The organism is Pseudomonas sp. xss_2, from assembly GCF_043104195.1.
Taxonomy (GTDB): domain Bacteria; phylum Pseudomonadota; class Gammaproteobacteria; order Pseudomonadales; family Pseudomonadaceae; genus Aquipseudomonas; species Aquipseudomonas urmiensis.
Map to the genome: position 1 here is coordinate 94,064 of NZ_JBICKL010000049.1, position 17,242 is coordinate 111,305.

Genomic DNA, 17,242 nt, shown 5'->3' on the forward strand with positions numbered 1-17,242 from the left:
CCGGCGGCAAATGATTCAGAGTTTCTGCCAGCCCTCACCCCTCGCATTTTTTGAACTCCTCGCGCCACCGCCGCCTCCCAATCCTGAGACCCGCGAACCCTTCCGGAGCCCGTCATGGCCAAACCCCTGCAGGAGTACCAGCGCAAGCGCGACTTCAATGCCACGCCCGAGCCGGCTGGTAAACGCGCCTGTCCCCGCTCGGCCCATGCGCTGCAGTACTGCATCCAGAAGCACGATGCCAGCCACCTGCATTACGATTTTCGCCTGGAGCTCGACGGCACCCTCAAGAGCTGGGCCATCCCCAAGGGCCCCTCACTGGATCCCAAGGTTCGGCGCCTGGCAGTGCATGTGGAGGACCACCCACTGGACTACGCCGATTTCGAAGGGCGCATCCCTGAAGGCCACTACGGCGCAGGCGATGTGATCGTCTGGGACAGGGGTGTCTGGGAGCCCGAAGGCGACCCACGCGAAGCCTATGCAAAGGGCAAGCTGCGCTTTCGCCTGCAGGGCGAAAAACTGTCAGGGGTCTGGAACCTGTTCCGTACTCACCTGGCCGGCAAGAAAGAGCAGTGGATGCTGGTCAAGTCTCATGATGGGCAGGCACGCAGTGAAACGGACTACAGCATTGTCGAGGCCCTGCCGGACAGCGTGCTGAGCGAACGTACCCTGCCCCCGCGCAGCCCGGCCAAGGCGACCACCGCCAGGCACAAGCGAGTCGGCCGCAAACCCCTGCCGGATACGCTCCAGCCGCAACTGGCCACGTTGGTCGACTCCCCGCCAAGCGGCGATTGGCGCTACGAAGTCAAATTCGACGGCTACCGCATCCTGGCGCGTATCGACGGTGACGACATACGCCTGTTTACCCGTAATGGCCACGACTGGAGTGCGAAGATGCCCCGGCAGGTCGAGGCGCTCAAGGCCCTGGGCCTGGACTCGGCATGGCTGGACGGCGAGATGGTAGTGGTCGACGACAACGGCGTGGCCGACTTCCAGGCCTTGCAGAACGCCTTCGACACCGAGCATGACGAGCGCATCACCTACTACCTGTTTGACCTGCCCTGGCTGGGTGGCGAGGACCTGCGTGCACTGCCGCTAAAACGGCGTCGCGACAGCCTGGCCCGGTTACTGGAAGGCCATGCATCGCAGGTACTCAGGTATTCCGCCGATTTTGAGGAACCCGTCGAGTCACTGCTCGATAGCGCCTGCCGGCTGGAACTCGAAGGCCTGATCGGCAAGCGTGCCGATAGCCCCTACGTTGGCCGGCGCAGTAGCGACTGGATCAAGCTCAGGTGCAAGCAGCGCCAGGAATTCGTGATCGTAGGCTACACCGACCCCAAAGGCAGCCGCAACGGCTTCGGCGCCCTGCTGCTGGCCCTGCACGACCACGGCAGCGGCCAGTTGCGCTACGCCGGCAAGGTCGGCACCGGTTTCAGCGCTACCACCCTGGATAGCATTCACGCCCGCCTCAAGCCGTTGCAAACCGACAGATCGCCCTTGCCGAAACCACCCACCGGTGCCGAAGCCCGCGGCGTGCATTGGCTCAAACCACAGCTGCTGGCAGAGGTCGCCTATGCCCAGATGACCCGTGAAGGCATCGTTCGCCACTCGGTGTTCCACGGCCTGCGTGACGATAAACCTGCCACCGCCATCGACCTGGAGCGAGCAATGCCCACCAAGCGCGCAGCACAGACAGAACCCGAGAACCTGGGCACCCTGCGCCTGACCCACCCCGACCGCGTGGTCGACGCAACCACGGGTACCACCAAGCGCGAGGTCGCTCACTACTACGCTCAGGTCGCCGACTGGCTGCTGCCACAGCTGAAGGACCGGCCTGTAGCCCTCGTCCGGGCCCCGGATGGTCTGGACGGCGAACTGTTCTTCCAGAAAAACGCCGGCCAGCTGCATATTCCCAAGGTGCTCAGCTACAACAAGGCCCAGGCCGGCCAGGCGGCCATGGTGCTCAACCGCGCCGACAGCCTGCTGGGCGCGGTGCAGATGAACACGCTTGAGCTGCACACCTGGAATGCCACCACCAAGGATTTCGATAAACCCGACCGCTTTGTCCTCGACCTGGACCCTGACCCGGCGCTGCCCTGGAAAGCCATGCTTGAGGCCACCCAGTTGATCCTTACCCTGCTCGACGAACTGGGCCTGAAGGTGTTTCTCAAGACCAGCGGCGGCAAGGGCATGCACCTCGTCGTACCCTTGACCCGACGCGCTGGCTGGGACGAGGTGAAGGACTTTAGCCATGCCTTGGTCAACCACATGGCCGGGCTGTTCCCTGATCGTCTCAGCGCCGTGTCCGGGCCGAAGAACCGGGTCGGGCGGATCTTTATCGACTATCTGCGTAACGGCAAGGGTGCCACCACCGTTGCCGCCTACTCGCTGCGGGCCCGCGAGGTCCTGCCGGTGTCGGTGCCGATCTGGCGTGAGGAACTGAGCCAGCTCAAGGGTGCCAACCAGTGGAACATCGGCAACCTTCACACGCGGCTTGCACAGGTCGAAGACCCGTGGGCCGAAATGGGCAAGACACGCCAGTCGATCACGTTGCGTATGCGCAAGCAGTTGGGTATTGCATGATGGAACTGACCCACTTCGATTCGTTGTTACACCGTTTTGCTCACCGTTCGCAGGCCATCGAACGCGACGCTTCGCTAATAGAACTGATGCAGGCCTTGCAGGGCGAACGGCTCGACGTGCTCCCGTTGCCCGGCCAGGGCTGCACGCTCGAACGCTGGCGCGTCCTGGCGCGGGTCGCCGGTTGCGATCTAAGCCTGGCCAAACTCTATGAAGGCCATACCGACGCCTTGGCGATCCTCGCCGAATGCGGTGCCGCCCAGCATGCCTCCAACGGCATTTGGGGCGTGTGGGCCGCCGAGCCGCCAGATGCCCGGGCATACATCGTCGAGCGGGACGGTGAACGCGTGCGCCTGCAAGGCCGCAAGGCTTGGTGTTCGGGCGCGTTGCAGGTCGACCGTGCCCTGCTCACGGCCTGGGAAGACGACCAGCCTCAGTTGGTGGCCATCGAACTGCCTCATCCCAGCCAGCGCATCCTGGCCGAGCATTGGCAGGCCGTAGGCATGGCCGCCACCCGCAGTGTCGTCATCGAATTCGACGACTCGCCAGGGCTGGCCATCGGTTCGCCCGGCCAGTACCTGTCCCGGCCCGGCTTCTGGCAAGGCGGCGCGGGTATCGCCGCTTGCTGGTATGGCGCCGCCGAGGCCCTGGCGGACTACCTTCGCGAACATTGCCGTAAACCCCGGCGCGACCCGCATGCCGATGCGCATCTGGGCGCAGTCGATGCTGCCTTGTACGGTGCCCGTGCCGCCCTTCGCGAATGCGCCACCTGGATCGACCTCCACCCTCAGGACGACGCCAGCTTCGAGGTGCGGCGCACCCGCGCCCAGGTCGAGCAGGCGGTCGAGCAGGTCATTCAGCATGTCGGCCGGGCGCTCGGTGCCACGCCGTTCTGTTGCAGCAGCCATTTCGCCCGGCTCAGTGCCGACCTGCCGGTATACATACGCCAGAGCCATGCCGAACGCGACCTGGCCGAGTTGGGCCGGCAACTGACCGGCCTGCCGGCGGGAGCATGGCAACTATGAGCCAGAACTTGATACAGGCTGCGCAAGGAACGCCATGGGGCGCTTGGCAGCATTCTGCTCAGTTGGCCCGCGCCAGCTGGACGCTGCCCGAGCAGTTGTGCCCCCCCGGAAGGCGCCTGGTGCTGCTGGCTCCGCACCCGGACGACGAAATCTTCATGGCCGGCGGGCTGCTGGCCAGCTTCCAGGGACGAGAACAGGACGTGCTGCTGATTTCTGCTACCAATGGCGAGGGCAGCCACCCGCATTCCTCGCAATGGCCCGAGCGCCGCCTGCGTCATCAGCGCCTACTGGAAAGCCGCCATGCCCTGCAACTGCTTGGGCTGGACCTCAACCGTTTGGACTGGCGACGACTCAACCTCAAGGATGGCGCGCTGCCCCATGATGAAGCCTTCCTGGTCAATCACCTGAACCAGTTGCTCAAACCTGGCGACCTGCTGCTGACCACATGGCGCGGCGACGGCCATTGCGACCACGAAGCAGCAGGTCGCGCCTGTGCCCAGGCTGCCCAGGCCAGGCGTGTACAACTGGCTGAGGTCCCGGTCTGGGCCTGGCACTGGGCAAGCCCCGATGACCCGCGCCTGCCCTGGCCCCGGGCTCACCGCCTGCAGCTGTGCGATGAGCATCTGGCGCTCAAGCGCCAAGCCCTTGCCGCACATGCCAGCCAGTTGCAGCCCGATGGTGATCGGCCACCGGTTGTGTCAGAACAGCTGCAGGCTTGCCTGTTGCAACCGTTCGAGCTGATATTCCTGTCAACGGAGGCAACATGAGCCTGGACGCACAGTACTTCGCCGACTTGTATGCCGGCAGCGATGACCCCTGGGCCTTTCGTACCCGCTGGTACGAACGGCGCAAGCGCGAGCTGACCCTGGCCAGCCTGCCGCGCCAATGCTATGAACGCGTATTCGAGCCAGCCTGCGCCAATGGCGAGCTAAGCATCCTGCTGGCCGAACGCTGCGCCAGCCTGTCGTGCCAGGACATCGACGCGACCGCCGTGGCCCTTGCCCGTCAGCGGCTTGCAGGTGTGAGCCACGCCCATGTCGAACAGGGCCACCTGCCGGGCGACTGGCCGGGCGGGCAGTTCGACCTGATCGTGCTCAGCGAAATCGGCTACTACCTGGACCCCACCGACTGGCTGCAGGTGATCGAGCAATCGGTGGCCAGCCTGGCGTATGACGGTGGTTTGCTGGCCTGCCACTGGCGCCATCCCATCGCCGGTTGCCCGCAGGATGGCCGCGAGGTGCATGCCCTGCTGGCCAGGCATCTGCCACTTTATCCAGTGCTGCGCCACGAGGAGGCAGACTTCCTGCTCGAATACTGGTCGTGTCAGCCCAGCGTGGTGGACCTTGACGAGACCTGCCCATGATCGCCGTCATCATACCCGCCCACAACGAAGCTCGTCGCCTCGGGCACTGTCTGGCCGCCGTCAAGCTGGCGGTGGCGCAAGCGGAAGCGGCGGGCTTGGCAGTGGAGGTCCTGGTGGTGCTCGACCGCTGTGTCGACGCCAGCGCGCGCATCGCCCGCCGCCATGGCGTGCATACCCTGGAACTGGAGGCCGGCAACGTCGGCATCGCCCGGCGGCTGGGCGCGGAGTGGATGATCGAGCGCGGTGCCCAGTGGCTGGCCTTCACCGACGCCGACAGCCGCGTGCCTGGGCATTGGCTGGTGTCACAACTGCAATGGCGCGCGGACGCGGTGTGCGGCACGGTGCACATCGAACGCTGGCAGCCGTGGCAGAACGCAGCGTTACGCCAGTTGTACCGCAGCCGTTATCAGGCACGAGACGGGCATCGACATATCCATGGCGCCAACCTCGGTGTATGCACCAAGGCCTACCAGCGCGTGGGCGGCTTCCAGCCATTGCCGGCGCATGAAGATGTGCATCTGGTGCTCGCCCTCGAAGCCAGCGGCGCACAGATCGTCTGGACCGCAGCGCACAGCGTGGCCACCAGCAGCCGGGTGGACAGCCGTGCGCGCGAGGGCTTTGGGGACTATCTCAAGGCGCTGGAGGGGCCGTTTGCATAACTCATGACGCCTTGCGCGGTCGCTTGGCTGCCGGCTTCTTCGCTTTGGTCTTTCCGCCGAGGCTACGTTTAAGCAGTTCAGTGAGGTCGATGATGTCGGCGCCCTTCTCAGCCGTCGCGCCCTCGCCTTTGTCCACGGTCTCGATCTTGCCTTTGCTGGCTTTCTCTTCCACTAGGTCGAGGATGGTCTGGCGAAACGCATCATGGTAATCATCCGGCGTCCATTGCCCGCTCATGTCCTCCACCAGGCGCCGGGCCATGTCCAGCTCACGCTTGTCGACCTTGCTCTCGGTCACGCTCTTGTCCAGCTCCAGCGTATCCAGCCCGCGCACCTCTTCCGGCCAGCGCAGGGTGATCAACACCAGCGCGTCTTCCAGCGGGCGCAGCAGGGCCAGGTGCTGGCGGGTGTGCAGCACCACAGTGGCCAGGGCCACCTTGCCGGTGCTGTGCAGGGTCTCGCGCAGCAAGGCGTAGACCTTGCCGCCACGACGGTCGGGGCTCAGGTAGTAGGGAGTGTCAAACTGTTGCAGCGGGATGTCGCCGGCATCGACGAACGAGAAGATATCGATTGTCTGGGTCGCCTCGGGCCTGGCCTTGCGGATTTCTTCCTCGCTGATCACCACATAACGGCCCTTCTCGTACTCCACGCCCTTGACGATGTGCTCCTTGTCGATGTCCTTGCCGGTCACCTTGTTTACTCGCTTGTAGCCAACCGGCTCCATGCTGCGCTTGTCCAGCCAGTCGAAGTCCACACGCTCGCTGCGCACGGCGGTATTCAGCGAGACGGGGATGTGCACCAGGCCGAAGCTGATCGCGCCTTTCCAGATTGACCGGGCCATGGTCCGCTCCTACGTATTGAAGGGTTGGCCGGGCTGGCTGTAGCGCAGCGCGCCACAGCGTTCGCAACACTGGCAGTGAAACCCGGCGACTTCACACACCAGCAGGCTGCGCCATTGGCAGCCACGCAGCAGGCAGTAGAGTTTCATCAGCCACCTCCCTGGCCCTCTGGAGTATCCGGGCCCTTACTGAAACTGACTCCAAGGCGCCGCGAAGGTTTATCCGGATTTCCAAGGGCAGCGGCTCGCCACCGGCCTACCGATGATCGCTCATCACCTGCCCGACCACTGCGCGCATCGCCTGGCGGTTATCCAGGCCCTGTTCACGGGCCAACGCGAAGGCCTGCCGCTGGCGATCGGCACTGCTGCCCTCGCGCAGGATGTGCCGGGCCTGAATGAATGAACGCTCGGCATCTGCAGTGTCCGGCGGGCATTGCAGCTGCAACTGCATGAGCCAACCTTCGGCGCTTACCGGCTGTTGCTCGTGGACACCGATGAAGGTGGCCAGGCGGCCCTGACGCAGGGCGCGCCAGTAGTTCTCTTGGGTGACCCAGCGCATCTCGCGGCTGGCGGGGTCATCGTGGCGGGCCAGCGCCAGCTCGACAAGGTGGCGAAACAGGCCGGCGACGGCCAGTGCATCTTCCAGCCGCGGGCAGCCATCGCAGATACGCAGCTCGACCGTAGGGAACCGCCGCGAGGGCCTGATCGCCCACCAGAAGTCGCCGTCCTTGGCCAAGCTGCCGGTCCGTTGCAGCAATGCCCGGTAGCGCTGGTACGCGCTCCAGTCCGGCAACGGCTCAGGCAGCCCCATGTGCGGCCATTCCCCGCACACCACGCGGCGGTAGCTCATGTAGCCGGTATCCTCCCCGCCCCAATACGCAGACGAGGTACTGAGCGCCAACAACAAGGGCAGCCAGTAGAGCACCCGATTGATCACCCGCATCCGATCGATGCCCACCGGTACGCCAACGTGCACGTGCAAGCCATTCAACAGGCTGCGCTGGGCCACCAGCTGATAATCGTCGAACAACTGGCGATAGTGCGGGGTGCCACGTGGGCGTTGGCGCAGCCACTGGGCGCTGGGGTGGCTCGCCGCGCCGTACAGCCCGGCGCCCTCGTCGGCCAGTGCCTGGGCCAGGCGCTGACGCCGCTCGCCAAAGAAATCACGCGCCTGGTGCAGTGCGTCGAATATGGGCGAAGCGAGCTCTATCTGGCTGTGGAACATTTCCTCGGCGAACCACGGGCCCAGCGCATCCCGACAACAGCTGGCCACGGCTGCTGACGGAGCCGCCATGACCTGCCCGGTGGCCAGCTTCACCAGCAGGTATTCTTCCTCGATGCCAAACGTGCACTGCCGCGCCACGACGCTATCAGCCGCGACGGGTGACGGTCAGCGCCACGGCGGCAATGCGCTCGACCTGCTCGTAACCGGGTTCAAGCAATTGCTCACCGAATACATCCGGGTCCAGCTCGCGATAGAACCAACTGAACGCAGGCCCTGCCAGGCGCAACCGCATGGCTTCGAGCAGCGCGTCGCGCCCCTCGACGATGGCGACACCGGTGTAGAGCAGCAACGTGCCCCCTGGCGACAGGCGCTCCCGGGCTTGCTCCACGATGCGCAGCGACAGCTCGGCCCCCAGTGCGCCGCCGCCGTGGCGGTAGGCGCGCTGTCCGGCGTCGAGCATGTACGGCGGGTTGGCGACGATCAGGTCGAACGTACCTGCGATGTCATTGAGCAGGTCACTGCGCTCGACCGAAACATTGGCCACACCGGCCAAGGCGGCATTGATGGCGGTGTAGCGCAATGCCATAGGGTTGATGTCCACTGCGCAAACCTGAGCGTGTTGGGCGGCGCGAGCGATCAGCAACGCCCCTACACCGCTGCCACAGCCGATGTCTACGGCATGCTGCACGCGCTCGGGCGTGCTTCTCAAATGATCGTGTATCAGCTGGGCGAAACGGTAGCTGTCCGGGCCAAAGAACACCGCGTCGCGGCTGTCCGTTGGCCAGGCAGCATGTACCAGCAACAGATCGTCCAGGCTGGACCAGCGCACAGTGCTGCGCCACAGCGCACCTTGGGCCTCCAGCACGCCAGCGAGGCGCAGCTGCTCCAGTTCGTCAGGGCTAAGCAGCGACGCGGCAAACGGTCGACTCCAGCCGAACACATCACGCAAGGTACGCGCCTGCTGCGCATCGGCCCGGGCATTGACCCTGGCCTGGGTCGCCGGCGTCACACAGGTGAAACGATAGCCGTCGGCACGCAGTCGACGCCCCAACTGCAACAAGGCCTCATCGGCACGGATCTGGTCCTGGTCGAGCAGCATCAGTAGAGCCCTCCTTGCATCAAGCCGGTGGCCTGAATGAACGCGCGGGTGGCGTGCAGGCCCTGCGGGGTAGCATGCCGATTGCCAGCCATTGCTTCGATCAGCGCAGCCATGTCTGCAGCAGGCGGCGCAAGGGGTGTTTCATCTGCCAACTGCAAGGCGTGCTCCCACTGCCCTGGCGGCACCCGACGGATTTCTGCGCCTTGCCAGTCTCCGGCGATCCAGTCATGCCAAAGCTGCTTTTCATAAGCATCGAACACACCGAACATGGCCGCTACAGGGCCTTCTATCAGCGACCAGAAGCGGCTTTGTCGGGGATCGGTGTCGCGCTTGATCCAACCCTGAACCTGTAGCGCCTCCAGAAAATCAGGCATCGCGCCGGGTTCGGCAAGCCACTGGTTGATGGTGCGTCCTTGCAGGCGACAACGGTCCGAATGCATGCACTGGCCATAGATGCGCTTGCGCTCCAGCGCGCCGAGCAATTCGGCCCGCAGGTCGAACGAGGCGATCAACGACGGCGTGTCGATCCCCAGGTCATTAAGACGGTAACCATGCCTGACACGCTCGTAAAACGCGGGTCGCTCATCCCGCATCAGCTCGGTGAAGCTCTCTATGGCGCGGCGCGCATGGCCGCTGGCGGCATTATCGATGGTCACATGCAACTGGAAGTAATGGGCGTCGATACCCAGCTCGGCCAGCTCGTGGGTGGTGATCAGCAGATGCAAGGGGGGCTGTTCGTAACCCAGGTTGTAACCGATCACTTCTGGAAGAAAACGCTCGCAGTGCTGGCCGAGCGCCAGTTGCAGCGCGCCCTGCAGGTAACGAGCAGGATCAAGCGGCCGCTCCTGCGAGCAACCCAGACGGCTGAGCAAACGCTGGTAGATCAGCACGTGATTGCAGCGTGGGTCGCCGTCCCCGAGCTCTTCGAGAAAGGTGCGGATCAGCCCATGGAAGCGCGGGTCCTGCCAGTGCCACAGGGCCCCGTGCAGCCATGCACCGTCGACCGCCTTGGTCGGCGCGACTTGTTGCAGGAACCACAAGGCATGGGAACGGTTGGCAAAATAACGGCGGGCCCCACCCTGACGCCGGTGTTCCAGATAGGCCGCATGCGCTTTGGCGACACAACCTGCATGGGCATCGGCCCATTGCGCAAGTAGCCCCGGATCCTCTGGCAGATCGTCGACAAGCAGACGGGCATGACGCAATTGCTCCTCCAGCCAGGCCTCGCCCGTCGGTTCAGGGCCCTCAAGTAGCGCTCGATAGCGGCGTTCAAGCCCTGCGCTGGCCTTGTGGGTCGTGGTACCTGCCTGTGTCATTGCCACCATGCCTTGTACCTCGATCATTGATTCTGCGGTTTGGTCTCAGCTGGAGGATTGGTTACGGACGGTGTGGGTTGCTGCATCTGAAGCGACGGTTTACTTGGGTCAGCATCCTTCGCCGGATGATCCTTGTCGCGGTCGAAGCAACCTCCGAGCAGCGAAAAACTGGCAGACAACAGCAGCACGACAAACAGGTTGTTTTTCATCTGATGAGCTCTCGTTTTTGTGAAGACTTACAGCAACGAGTCCGACCGGTACCCGTGAATTCGTTCTGATTCCGACATAGCGGATGAGCGGTGCCCGAAACGCCGGTTGCGCCCTCACGGCGGCCCTGAATTCGAGAAAAACTAAACCTTCACCTGCTCCCACCGCTCAACCGAGTGCGACACAGAGGTCGCAGCCACCAAGCGAAGGAGTGACAGATGAACAAACCATTCTTGAAAATCGCCGGGGTAACCCTGTTGATGGGCCTGGCTTCGTTGCAAGTACAGGCAGCGTCTTCGGACGATTTCGTCGATGCGGCCACTGAAGCCGGTATCGCCGAAGTGGTCACCGGCAACCTGGCACAGGAAAAGAGCCAGAGCGCAGACATCAAGCAATTCGCCCAGCAAATGGTCACGGACCATACCAAAGCCAACCAGGAACTCGCTGATATCGCCCGCAAGCTGGACATCAGCGTGCCCGACGAAGCGGCGCTGACCGACAAGGTCAAGAAGATGATCCTCGAATGGCGCGAGGAGTCTTTCGACCGGTCATACGTCAATAATCAGATCGACGCGCACGAAAAGGCCGTGGAACTGTTCAAGAAAGAGGCCGCCTCCTCCGACAAGCCGGAGCTGAAGGCCTTCGCCAGCGACAAGCTGCCAACGCTGCAACACCATCTGGAACAGGCCAAGGCGCTGCAAGCCACCCACGGCAAGTAACCCACACGTCACCACGCTATCCAGGGGCCGCCCTGCGGCCCTGCCTTGAGCCATCTGGAGGTGGGCTCCCCATGAATGATCGAATCATCGAACTGTTCACCGACACCACATTCTTCGGCATTTCCATCCTCAACCTGCTGGTGGCGCTGTGCGTTGCTGTGCTGACGTTCCTGATTGCCAGAGCTGTCATCGGCCTGTTGATGCGCCGGGTGCAGCGCTGGTCCGAACATGACGGGGCAATGAGTCAGGTGCTGGCCAAGGTACTGGCCGGCACCAGCAACAGCCTGCTGCTGCTAGCTTCGCTGCTGGTGGGTTTGAGCATGCTGGACCTGCCCGAGCGCTGGCTGGGCCGGGTCAGTAGCTTGTGGTTCGTGGTCGCTGCCCTGCAGATCGGCCTCTGGGTCAATCGCGCCATCGCGCTGGGCCTGACCCGCTACTTCAGCCGGCACAGCGCCGACGGCCTTTACCAAGGCAGTGCGCTGGCCACGCTTTCGGCCTGGGGCGCGCGCGTGCTGTTGTGGTCGGTGGTGTTGCTGGCCATGCTGTCCAATCTGGGCGTCAATATCACCGCCTTCGTGGCCAGCCTGGGTGTGGGCGGCATTGCCGTCGCCCTGGCCGTGCAGAACATTCTGGGTGACCTGTTCGCTTCATTGTCGATCGCCGTCGATAAACCCTTCGAAGTCGGCGACTTCATCGTCATCGGCCCACTGGCCGGCACAGTGGAACATGTCGGGCTGAAGACTACACGCATCCGCAGCCTGGGCGGTGAGCAGATCGTCATGGCCAATGCCAGCATGATCAGCAGCACGATCCAGAACTACAAGCGCTTGCAGGAACGACGCATCGTGTTCGAGTTCGGCTTGTCCTATGACACCCCCACTGATGCGGTCAAAAAGGCACCCGCCATCGTCGAGGAGGCAATCAAGGCCCAGCAGCAGGTCCGCTTCGACCGCGCTCACCTGCGCGGCTTTGGTAAAGAGGCGCTGGAGTTCGAGTGCGTTTATATCGTGCGGGACCCTGGCTACAACCTTTACATGGATATCCAGCAGGCCATCAACTTCCACCTGCTAGAGCGCTTCACCCGGATCGGAGCCAAGTTTGCCGTGCCGGTACGTGCCATCAAGGTCACCGCGCTGCCGCAGCCGCCCGCTGAGCCACCGGCTCACTGATAAATAGCGGCACTTTGGCCAACGAGGGCTGTCCTAACGTGAACCCCGCTCGTCGTCTGAAGGGTGTCGGGCCTATAATCGGTGCCAAAGCTCACTCCCGGTTCGCACAAGGCTCGTGCCAATGAAATCGTCCAGCAAGACTTCCATCGCGTCGCCGCACAACCCTGCGCTCAGCCCTAGCCACCTGGACTTTCCAGTGGTGGGCATCGGCGCATCGGCTGGCGGGCTGGAGGCGGTCCAGGCGTTTTTCCAGCACGCCCCCGAGCACTGCGGCATGGCGTTCGTTGTAGTGTTGCACTTGTCGCCGGACCACCAGAGCCAGGCCGACCGCCTGATTCAGCGTGTCACGCGCATGCCGGTGTGCCAGGTGAGCGAGCCGGTACCGATCGAGCGTGATCACGTCTATGTGATTTCACCGGCCAACCGCCTGTCCACCAATGACGGCTACCTGCGGGTCAGCCCGGCCAGGCGCAGCCGCGGCGACCATGTTGCCATCGACCTGTTCTTCCGCGACCTGGCCGACGTGCACAAGGACCATGCGTTCTGCGTGGTGCTTTCGGGCAGCGGCAGCGATGGTGCAGTGGGCCTGTCACGCATCAAGGAACAGGGTGGCGTAACCCTGGTGCAGTCCCCCGATGACGCCCAGTACCCCGACATGCCCAAGGCTGCCATCGCCACCGGCATGGTCGACCTGATCCTGCCGGTAACCGAGATTCCGGGCAAGCTGCTGGAGCTGTGGCGCTCGGCACAGAACGTGAAACTTCCTGAAATCGAGGATGACAGCCTCCCACCGCCTCTGGGCGAGCGTTCAGGCGACCCGGCTCAATGCGACCCACTGCTCGACGACATCCTTGCCCGCCTGCATGCCAGCACCGGTCACGACTTTCAGCACTACAAGCGCGCGACGGTCCTGCGCCGACTTGAACGGCGCCTGCATGTCACTGCACAGACCGACCTGGCCGGTTACCGCGAATACCTCGAGCAGCATCCTGAGGAATGCCGTGCATTGCTGGCTGACATGTTGATAGGGGTCACCAATTTCTTCCGTGACCGCGAAGCCTTCGAAGCATTGCAGCAGCATGTGATGCCGGGCCTTGCCAATGACGACAACGAAGAGCTTCAGCGCGAAGTGCGCATCTGGTCGGCAGGTTGCTCATCCGGCGAAGAAGCCTACAGCCTGGCGATGATGGCGACCGAGCAATTGGCCATGGAGCAGCGCAGCACCAAAGTCCAGGTGTTCGCCACCGATCTCGACGAACACGCGATCAATGTCGGCCGGCTGGGCGTCTACCCCGATGCCATCGCCACCGATGTACCCACGGCCAGGTTGCGTCAGTTTTTCATCAAGGAAGACCAGCATTACAAGGTACGCAAGGACATTCGCGAAAAAGTCCTGTTCGCCCGGCACAACCTGTTGTCCGATCCACCGTTCTCTCAGTTGGACCTGGTGGTATGCCGTAACTTGCTCATCTACCTGGACCGGGAAGTGCAACGGGAGATCCTGCGGCTGTTCCACTTCGCCCTGCGCAAAGGAGGTTACCTGTTCCTGGGCAGTTCGGAATCAGCGGACGTGGCGGCCGACCTGTTTATTGCCGTGGACAAGCGCCATCGCATCTTCCGCGCCAGGGAAGTAGAACCGGCGAGCCGCCCAGGGCGGCTTCAAGCGCCCGACACGCAAGCAGTACGCACCAAACCCAAGCCCCTGCGCAAGCTGTCCTATGCTGAAATCCATCACCGTGCATTGTCCAGACGCACACCGCCCAGCCTGATCGTCGATACTGACGGCAACATCTTGCACATGAGCGATGGTGTCGGCCGCTTCCTGCGCCACGCCGGTGGCGAAGTCAGCCCCAGCCTGCTCAACCTGGTACTCACGCCGCTGCGCCCTGCCCTGCGCAGTACCCTGTTGCAGGCCCAGAACACCGGTCAGCCGGTCAGCTCTGGCGCAGTGATCACCACCGTCGACGATCAACGCGTCGAAGTCCAGTTACAGGTCCAGCCCCACCAGGACGAACCCAGTGGCAGCGAATGCCTGCTGGTGGTTTTTCAGGTTCGCGAAGCTGATCCCCATACCCCGCCTGCTATCCAGCAAACCGAAGGCATGGTGTTGAACACCCTGGAGCGCGAACTGCAGCGCACCCGTCAGCAGTTGCAGGAAACCATCGAGCAGTCGGATATCTCCAGCCAGGAGCTGATGGCCTCGAACGAAGAAATGCAGGCGATCAACGAGGAGCTGCGCCTGGCCAGCGAAGAGCTGGAAACCAGCAAGGAAGAGCTGCAATCCATCAACGAAGAACTGCTGACGGTCAACTACGAGCTCAAGACCAAGGTCGATGAAACCGACAAGATCAACGACTACCTGAGCAACCTGATCGCCTCCACCCAGATCGCCACCGTGTTTGTCGACCGCAACTTGCACATTCGCTGGTTCACCCCTGGGGCCACCGCCATTTTCAGCATACTGCCGGTCGACACCGGCCGCTCGCTGCTCGACATCACCCATCGTCTGGAATACCCAGGCCTGGCGGACGATGCGCGCGCCGTGATCGAACGCGAAACCACGATCGAGCGTGAAGTGATCGGCCAGGACCAGCATTGGTACCTGGCGCGCCTGCTACCGTACCGGGCCAGCGAGCAGAATGTCGATGGCACCGTGCTGACGTTTATCGACATCACCAAGAGTCGCGCAGCCGAAGAACGCTTGCGTCAAGGCGAGGAGCGCATGCGCCTGGTCGCAGAGAGCACCCATGACTTCGCCATCATCCTGCTTGACGAACAAGGCCTGATCATCGACTGGAACACGGGCGCTGCGCTGATCTTCGGCTACGCCAAGGATGAAGTGCTGGGCATTCACTATGCGCTGATTTTCACCGAGCAGGACCGCGAAAACGGCGAGCCGGAACGCGAATTGCGCGCTGCCCGCCTGCATGGCCGCGGCCAGGACGAACGCTGGCATGTGCGCAAGGACGGCAGCCGCTTTTATTGCAGTGGTGAAGTTTCACGCCTCAAGGGCAGCAGCCTGCGCGGTTACGTGAAGATCGCCCGTGATCTGACCGGCCACAAGCGCCTGCAGGACGAACAAAGCAAGCGCCTGGCCGAGTCACAAAGCTCCAGCCACATGAAGGATGAGTTCTTCGCGGTGATGTCCCACGAGCTCAAGCACCCGTTGAACCTGATTCAGCTCAATGCCGATATCTTGCGACGTATACCATCGGTCACAAGTACCGGCATGGCGAGCAAAGCGGTCAACGTCATTCGCGAAGCGGTCACCAGCCAGGCGCGGATCATCGATGACTTGCTCGATGTAGCGCGCATCCGCACGGGCAAACTCAAACTGAAGACCCAGCCGGTCGATTTGTGCGCCGTGCTGCAGGGTATCTGCTCCGTAGCCTGCAATGAGCAGCGCGGCCGAAGTGTTCGGCTGACGCTGCCGGCCGATGGCGAACCGGTCTATGTGGAGGCCGACAGCACCCGTGTCGAGCAGATCATCTGGAACCTGCTGAACAACGCACTGAAGTTCAGCCCTGCCGATGGCGAAATTCTGTTGAGACTTGCTCGACAGGATGAGCAGGCGCGACTTGAAGTCATCGATCAGGGCATAGGCCTCGCCCAAAACTCCCTGGAAGATATTTTTGAGCTGTTCAACCAGGCTGCACCCACCGGCCATGGGCGAGAGGGGCTAGGTATTGGCCTTTCCCTGGTTCGTCAATTGGTAGAAGCCCATGGCGGAGCGGTAAGCGTGGAGTCTCCCGGAATAGGCCAGGGTTGTACGTTCATCATTACCCTGCCTTTGTGCGTGTATACCCAGCAACCCCAGGCTCAGGGCGAAGTGCTGCCCTCAGAAGGTCGCCTGAAAGGGGTTCGCATCCTGCTGGTGGATGACTCGGTCGATGTGCTGGAAGTGATGGAACAATTGCTGTTGATGGAAGATGCCGACGTCGATGCGTACAGCGACCCGAAACTGGCGCTGCAGTCGGCGGCAGATGCGCGTTACGACGTGATCATTTCCGACATCGGCATGCCTGGCATGGATGGCCATGCTCTGATCCGGGCGCTGCGCGGCCTGGAGCATCTGCGCTACATCCCTGCCATTGCGTTGACTGGCTATGGGGCAAGCGCGGACCAACACAAGTCTCGCCAGTCCGGTTTTGACCGCCACTTGAACAAGCCGGTGGGTTATGACGACTTGATTGACGCGATCGAGCGCCTGAATGGCTCAGCGTCGGTTTGAATAGGAGAAGATGGGCTTTACCGGGGGCGACTCACGCCCCTCAGTGCTTCCTGCCCTCCTCCTTCTGTTTTTCTTCGTCCTGCCCTTCAACCTTGTCCACCAGCAAAGGCATCGTTCCCAGCACCAACAGCGCCAGCACCGTGCTGACCAGCGCCGTGGCTTCGCGTCCCATCCCCGCTGCCGTACCGATGGCAGCCGTCATCCATAACCCGGCAGCTGTGGTAAGGCCTTTGACATGACTGGTGTCCTGGCCATTGCCTTTGAGAATGGTGCCCGCGCCCAGAAATCCGATACCGGCAACGATGCCCTGAATCACCCGGCTGAGCGCCTGCGCATCGGCACCTGCCGTGCTCGGTGCCAGTACGAACAGCGCCGCGCCGAGCGAAACCAGCATGTGCGTGCGCACCCCGGCAGATTTGCCCTTGTGCTCGCGCTCGAAACCCAGCACCGCGCCTAGTACGGCAGCCATCACGAGGCGTACAAGAATCCGCACGACCTCACGCACATCGCCGATATCGGCGAATTCGGCCTGGATTGTTTGCCAGATCAGATCCATGGATGGGGTCCGTGCCGTTTACACGTTCGGCCTCTGCTGGCGCTTTTTACGATCTCGATGGGCATGGCCGGGTCTTCCGGAGGCAGTTACAGAGTGTGACTGCGAGCACTGCACGTTTGCTGCATCGAACGCTCAAGTGGTCGCCTTGCAGTATTCGTGGGCAAACCTCTTGTTCGTCTCTGCAATTGACGGTCAGCATCAAGTTTCGCAGGTCGCCGTAGATATTCTCAGCGCGTGCTGTGCTGTCGGTAAGGCGTTCAG

Annotated in this window: 15 protein-coding genes; 8 read left to right on the forward strand and 7 right to left on the reverse strand. The window is 62.8% G+C overall.

Annotated elements, in window-relative coordinates:
* Positions 1-114 precede the first annotated feature (114 nt).
* From ligD to ACF8K2_RS11660, 5 genes are read left to right on the forward strand one after another with little or no spacing between them, the layout of a single operon-like run.
* Positions 115-2,580 (forward strand): DNA ligase D, encoded by a 2,466-nt coding sequence (ligD, locus tag ACF8K2_RS11640; RefSeq protein WP_060492537.1) that lies wholly within the window; start codon positions 115-117, stop codon positions 2,578-2,580.
* Positions 2,577-3,602 (forward strand): hypothetical protein, encoded by a 1,026-nt coding sequence (locus ACF8K2_RS11645; protein WP_060492536.1) that lies wholly within the window; start codon positions 2,577-2,579, stop codon positions 3,600-3,602. The genes ligD and ACF8K2_RS11645 overlap by 4 nt, the downstream gene beginning before the upstream one ends.
* A complete protein-coding gene (locus ACF8K2_RS11650; protein WP_060492535.1) occupies positions 3,599-4,369 on the forward strand; it encodes a PIG-L deacetylase family protein in 771 nt (256 codons plus the stop codon). The genes ACF8K2_RS11645 and ACF8K2_RS11650 overlap by 4 nt, the downstream gene beginning before the upstream one ends.
* Entirely contained in the window at positions 4,366-4,965 is a 600-nt protein-coding gene (locus ACF8K2_RS11655) for a bifunctional 2-polyprenyl-6-hydroxyphenol methylase/3-demethylubiquinol 3-O-methyltransferase UbiG (protein ID WP_060492534.1), read from the forward strand. Before ACF8K2_RS11650 ends, ACF8K2_RS11655 begins: the two co-directional genes overlap by 4 nt.
* A complete protein-coding gene (locus ACF8K2_RS11660) occupies positions 4,962-5,624 on the forward strand; it encodes a glycosyltransferase family 2 protein (RefSeq protein ID WP_060492533.1) in 663 nt (220 codons plus the stop codon). The genes ACF8K2_RS11655 and ACF8K2_RS11660 overlap by 4 nt, the downstream gene beginning before the upstream one ends.
* 1 nt (position 5,625) lies before the next feature.
* Here ACF8K2_RS11660 and ACF8K2_RS11665 read toward each other — a convergent pair whose 3' ends face one another.
* The 6 genes from ACF8K2_RS11665 to ACF8K2_RS11690 form a co-directional block, all read right to left on the reverse strand.
* On the reverse strand, positions 5,626-6,462 hold the full coding sequence (locus tag ACF8K2_RS11665) for a Ku protein (protein WP_060492532.1): 837 nt from the start codon (positions 6,460-6,462) through the stop codon (positions 5,626-5,628).
* Positions 6,463-6,471: 9 nt separating this feature from the next.
* Positions 6,472-6,609, reverse strand: a complete 138-nt coding sequence (locus ACF8K2_RS11670) for a PSPA7_2676 family Cys-rich small protein (RefSeq protein ID WP_169725120.1) — start codon at positions 6,607-6,609, stop codon at positions 6,472-6,474.
* Between the two features lie 106 nt (positions 6,610-6,715).
* Complete coding sequence (locus ACF8K2_RS11675) at positions 6,716-7,822, reverse strand: carboxylate-amine ligase (protein WP_060492531.1); 1,107 nt, start codon at positions 7,820-7,822, stop codon at positions 6,716-6,718.
* A gap of 7 nt (positions 7,823-7,829) precedes the next feature.
* The gene (locus ACF8K2_RS11680) at positions 7,830-8,783 is read right to left on the reverse strand and encodes a class I SAM-dependent methyltransferase (RefSeq protein WP_060492530.1); all 954 of its coding nucleotides are present in this window, start codon (positions 8,781-8,783) and stop codon (positions 7,830-7,832) included.
* Complete coding sequence (locus ACF8K2_RS11685; protein WP_060492558.1) at positions 8,783-10,108, reverse strand: iron-containing redox enzyme family protein; 1,326 nt, start codon at positions 10,106-10,108, stop codon at positions 8,783-8,785. Before ACF8K2_RS11685 ends, ACF8K2_RS11680 begins: the two co-directional genes overlap by 1 nt.
* 14 nt (positions 10,109-10,122) lie before the next feature.
* Positions 10,123-10,308: a hypothetical protein gene (locus tag ACF8K2_RS11690; protein WP_060492529.1), complete on the reverse strand. Its 186-nt coding sequence runs from the start codon at positions 10,306-10,308 to the stop codon at positions 10,123-10,125.
* A 216-nt stretch (positions 10,309-10,524) separates the two neighbouring features.
* On the opposite strand from ACF8K2_RS11690, the gene ACF8K2_RS11695 reads away from it, so the two are divergent.
* The 3 genes from ACF8K2_RS11695 to ACF8K2_RS11705 all read left to right on the forward strand — a co-directional run bounded on the left by ACF8K2_RS11695 (position 10,525) and on the right by ACF8K2_RS11705 (position 16,425).
* Positions 10,525-11,025 carry a DUF4142 domain-containing protein gene (locus ACF8K2_RS11695; protein ID WP_060492528.1) on the forward strand — a complete coding sequence of 167 codons (501 nt, stop codon included), beginning with the start codon at positions 10,525-10,527 and terminating at the stop codon, positions 11,023-11,025.
* 71 nt (positions 11,026-11,096) lie between these two features.
* Positions 11,097-12,194, forward strand: a complete 1,098-nt coding sequence (locus ACF8K2_RS11700; RefSeq protein WP_060492527.1) for a mechanosensitive ion channel family protein — start codon at positions 11,097-11,099, stop codon at positions 12,192-12,194.
* Between the two features lie 121 nt (positions 12,195-12,315).
* Positions 12,316-16,425: a CheR family methyltransferase gene (locus tag ACF8K2_RS11705; RefSeq protein ID WP_063426138.1), complete on the forward strand. Its 4,110-nt coding sequence runs from the start codon at positions 12,316-12,318 to the stop codon at positions 16,423-16,425.
* A gap of 40 nt (positions 16,426-16,465) precedes the next feature.
* Here the strand turns inward: ACF8K2_RS11705 and ACF8K2_RS11710 are convergent, their stop codons facing one another.
* Positions 16,466-16,981: an MgtC/SapB family protein gene (locus ACF8K2_RS11710; RefSeq protein ID WP_060492525.1), complete on the reverse strand. Its 516-nt coding sequence runs from the start codon at positions 16,979-16,981 to the stop codon at positions 16,466-16,468.
* Between the last annotated feature and the right edge of the window lie 261 nt (positions 16,982-17,242).

Coding starts and splice junctions, on each gene's coding strand:
- ACF8K2_RS11695 (WP_060492528.1), top strand. CDS start 10,525: ATGAACAAACCATTCTTGAAAATCGCCGGGGTAACCCTGTTGATGGGC.
- ACF8K2_RS11655 (WP_060492534.1), top strand. CDS start 4,366: ATGAGCCTGGACGCACAGTACTTCGCCGACTTGTATGCCGGCAGCGAT.
- ACF8K2_RS11690 (WP_060492529.1), bottom strand. CDS start 10,308: ATGAAAAACAACCTGTTTGTCGTGCTGCTGTTGTCTGCCAGTTTTTCG.
- ACF8K2_RS11665 (WP_060492532.1), bottom strand. CDS start 6,462: ATGGCCCGGTCAATCTGGAAAGGCGCGATCAGCTTCGGCCTGGTGCAC.
- ACF8K2_RS11650 (WP_060492535.1), top strand. CDS start 3,599: ATGAGCCAGAACTTGATACAGGCTGCGCAAGGAACGCCATGGGGCGCT.
- ACF8K2_RS11645 (WP_060492536.1), top strand. CDS start 2,577: ATGATGGAACTGACCCACTTCGATTCGTTGTTACACCGTTTTGCTCAC.
- ACF8K2_RS11685 (WP_060492558.1), bottom strand. CDS start 10,108: ATGGTGGCAATGACACAGGCAGGTACCACGACCCACAAGGCCAGCGCA.
- ACF8K2_RS11710 (WP_060492525.1), bottom strand. CDS start 16,981: ATGGATCTGATCTGGCAAACAATCCAGGCCGAATTCGCCGATATCGGC.
- ACF8K2_RS11705 (WP_063426138.1), top strand. CDS start 12,316: ATGAAATCGTCCAGCAAGACTTCCATCGCGTCGCCGCACAACCCTGCG.
- ACF8K2_RS11670 (WP_169725120.1), bottom strand. CDS start 6,609: ATGAAACTCTACTGCCTGCTGCGTGGCTGCCAATGGCGCAGCCTGCTG.
- ACF8K2_RS11700 (WP_060492527.1), top strand. CDS start 11,097: ATGAATGATCGAATCATCGAACTGTTCACCGACACCACATTCTTCGGC.
- ACF8K2_RS11660 (WP_060492533.1), top strand. CDS start 4,962: ATGATCGCCGTCATCATACCCGCCCACAACGAAGCTCGTCGCCTCGGG.
- ligD (WP_060492537.1), top strand. CDS start 115: ATGGCCAAACCCCTGCAGGAGTACCAGCGCAAGCGCGACTTCAATGCC.
- ACF8K2_RS11680 (WP_060492530.1), bottom strand. CDS start 8,783: ATGCTGCTCGACCAGGACCAGATCCGTGCCGATGAGGCCTTGTTGCAG.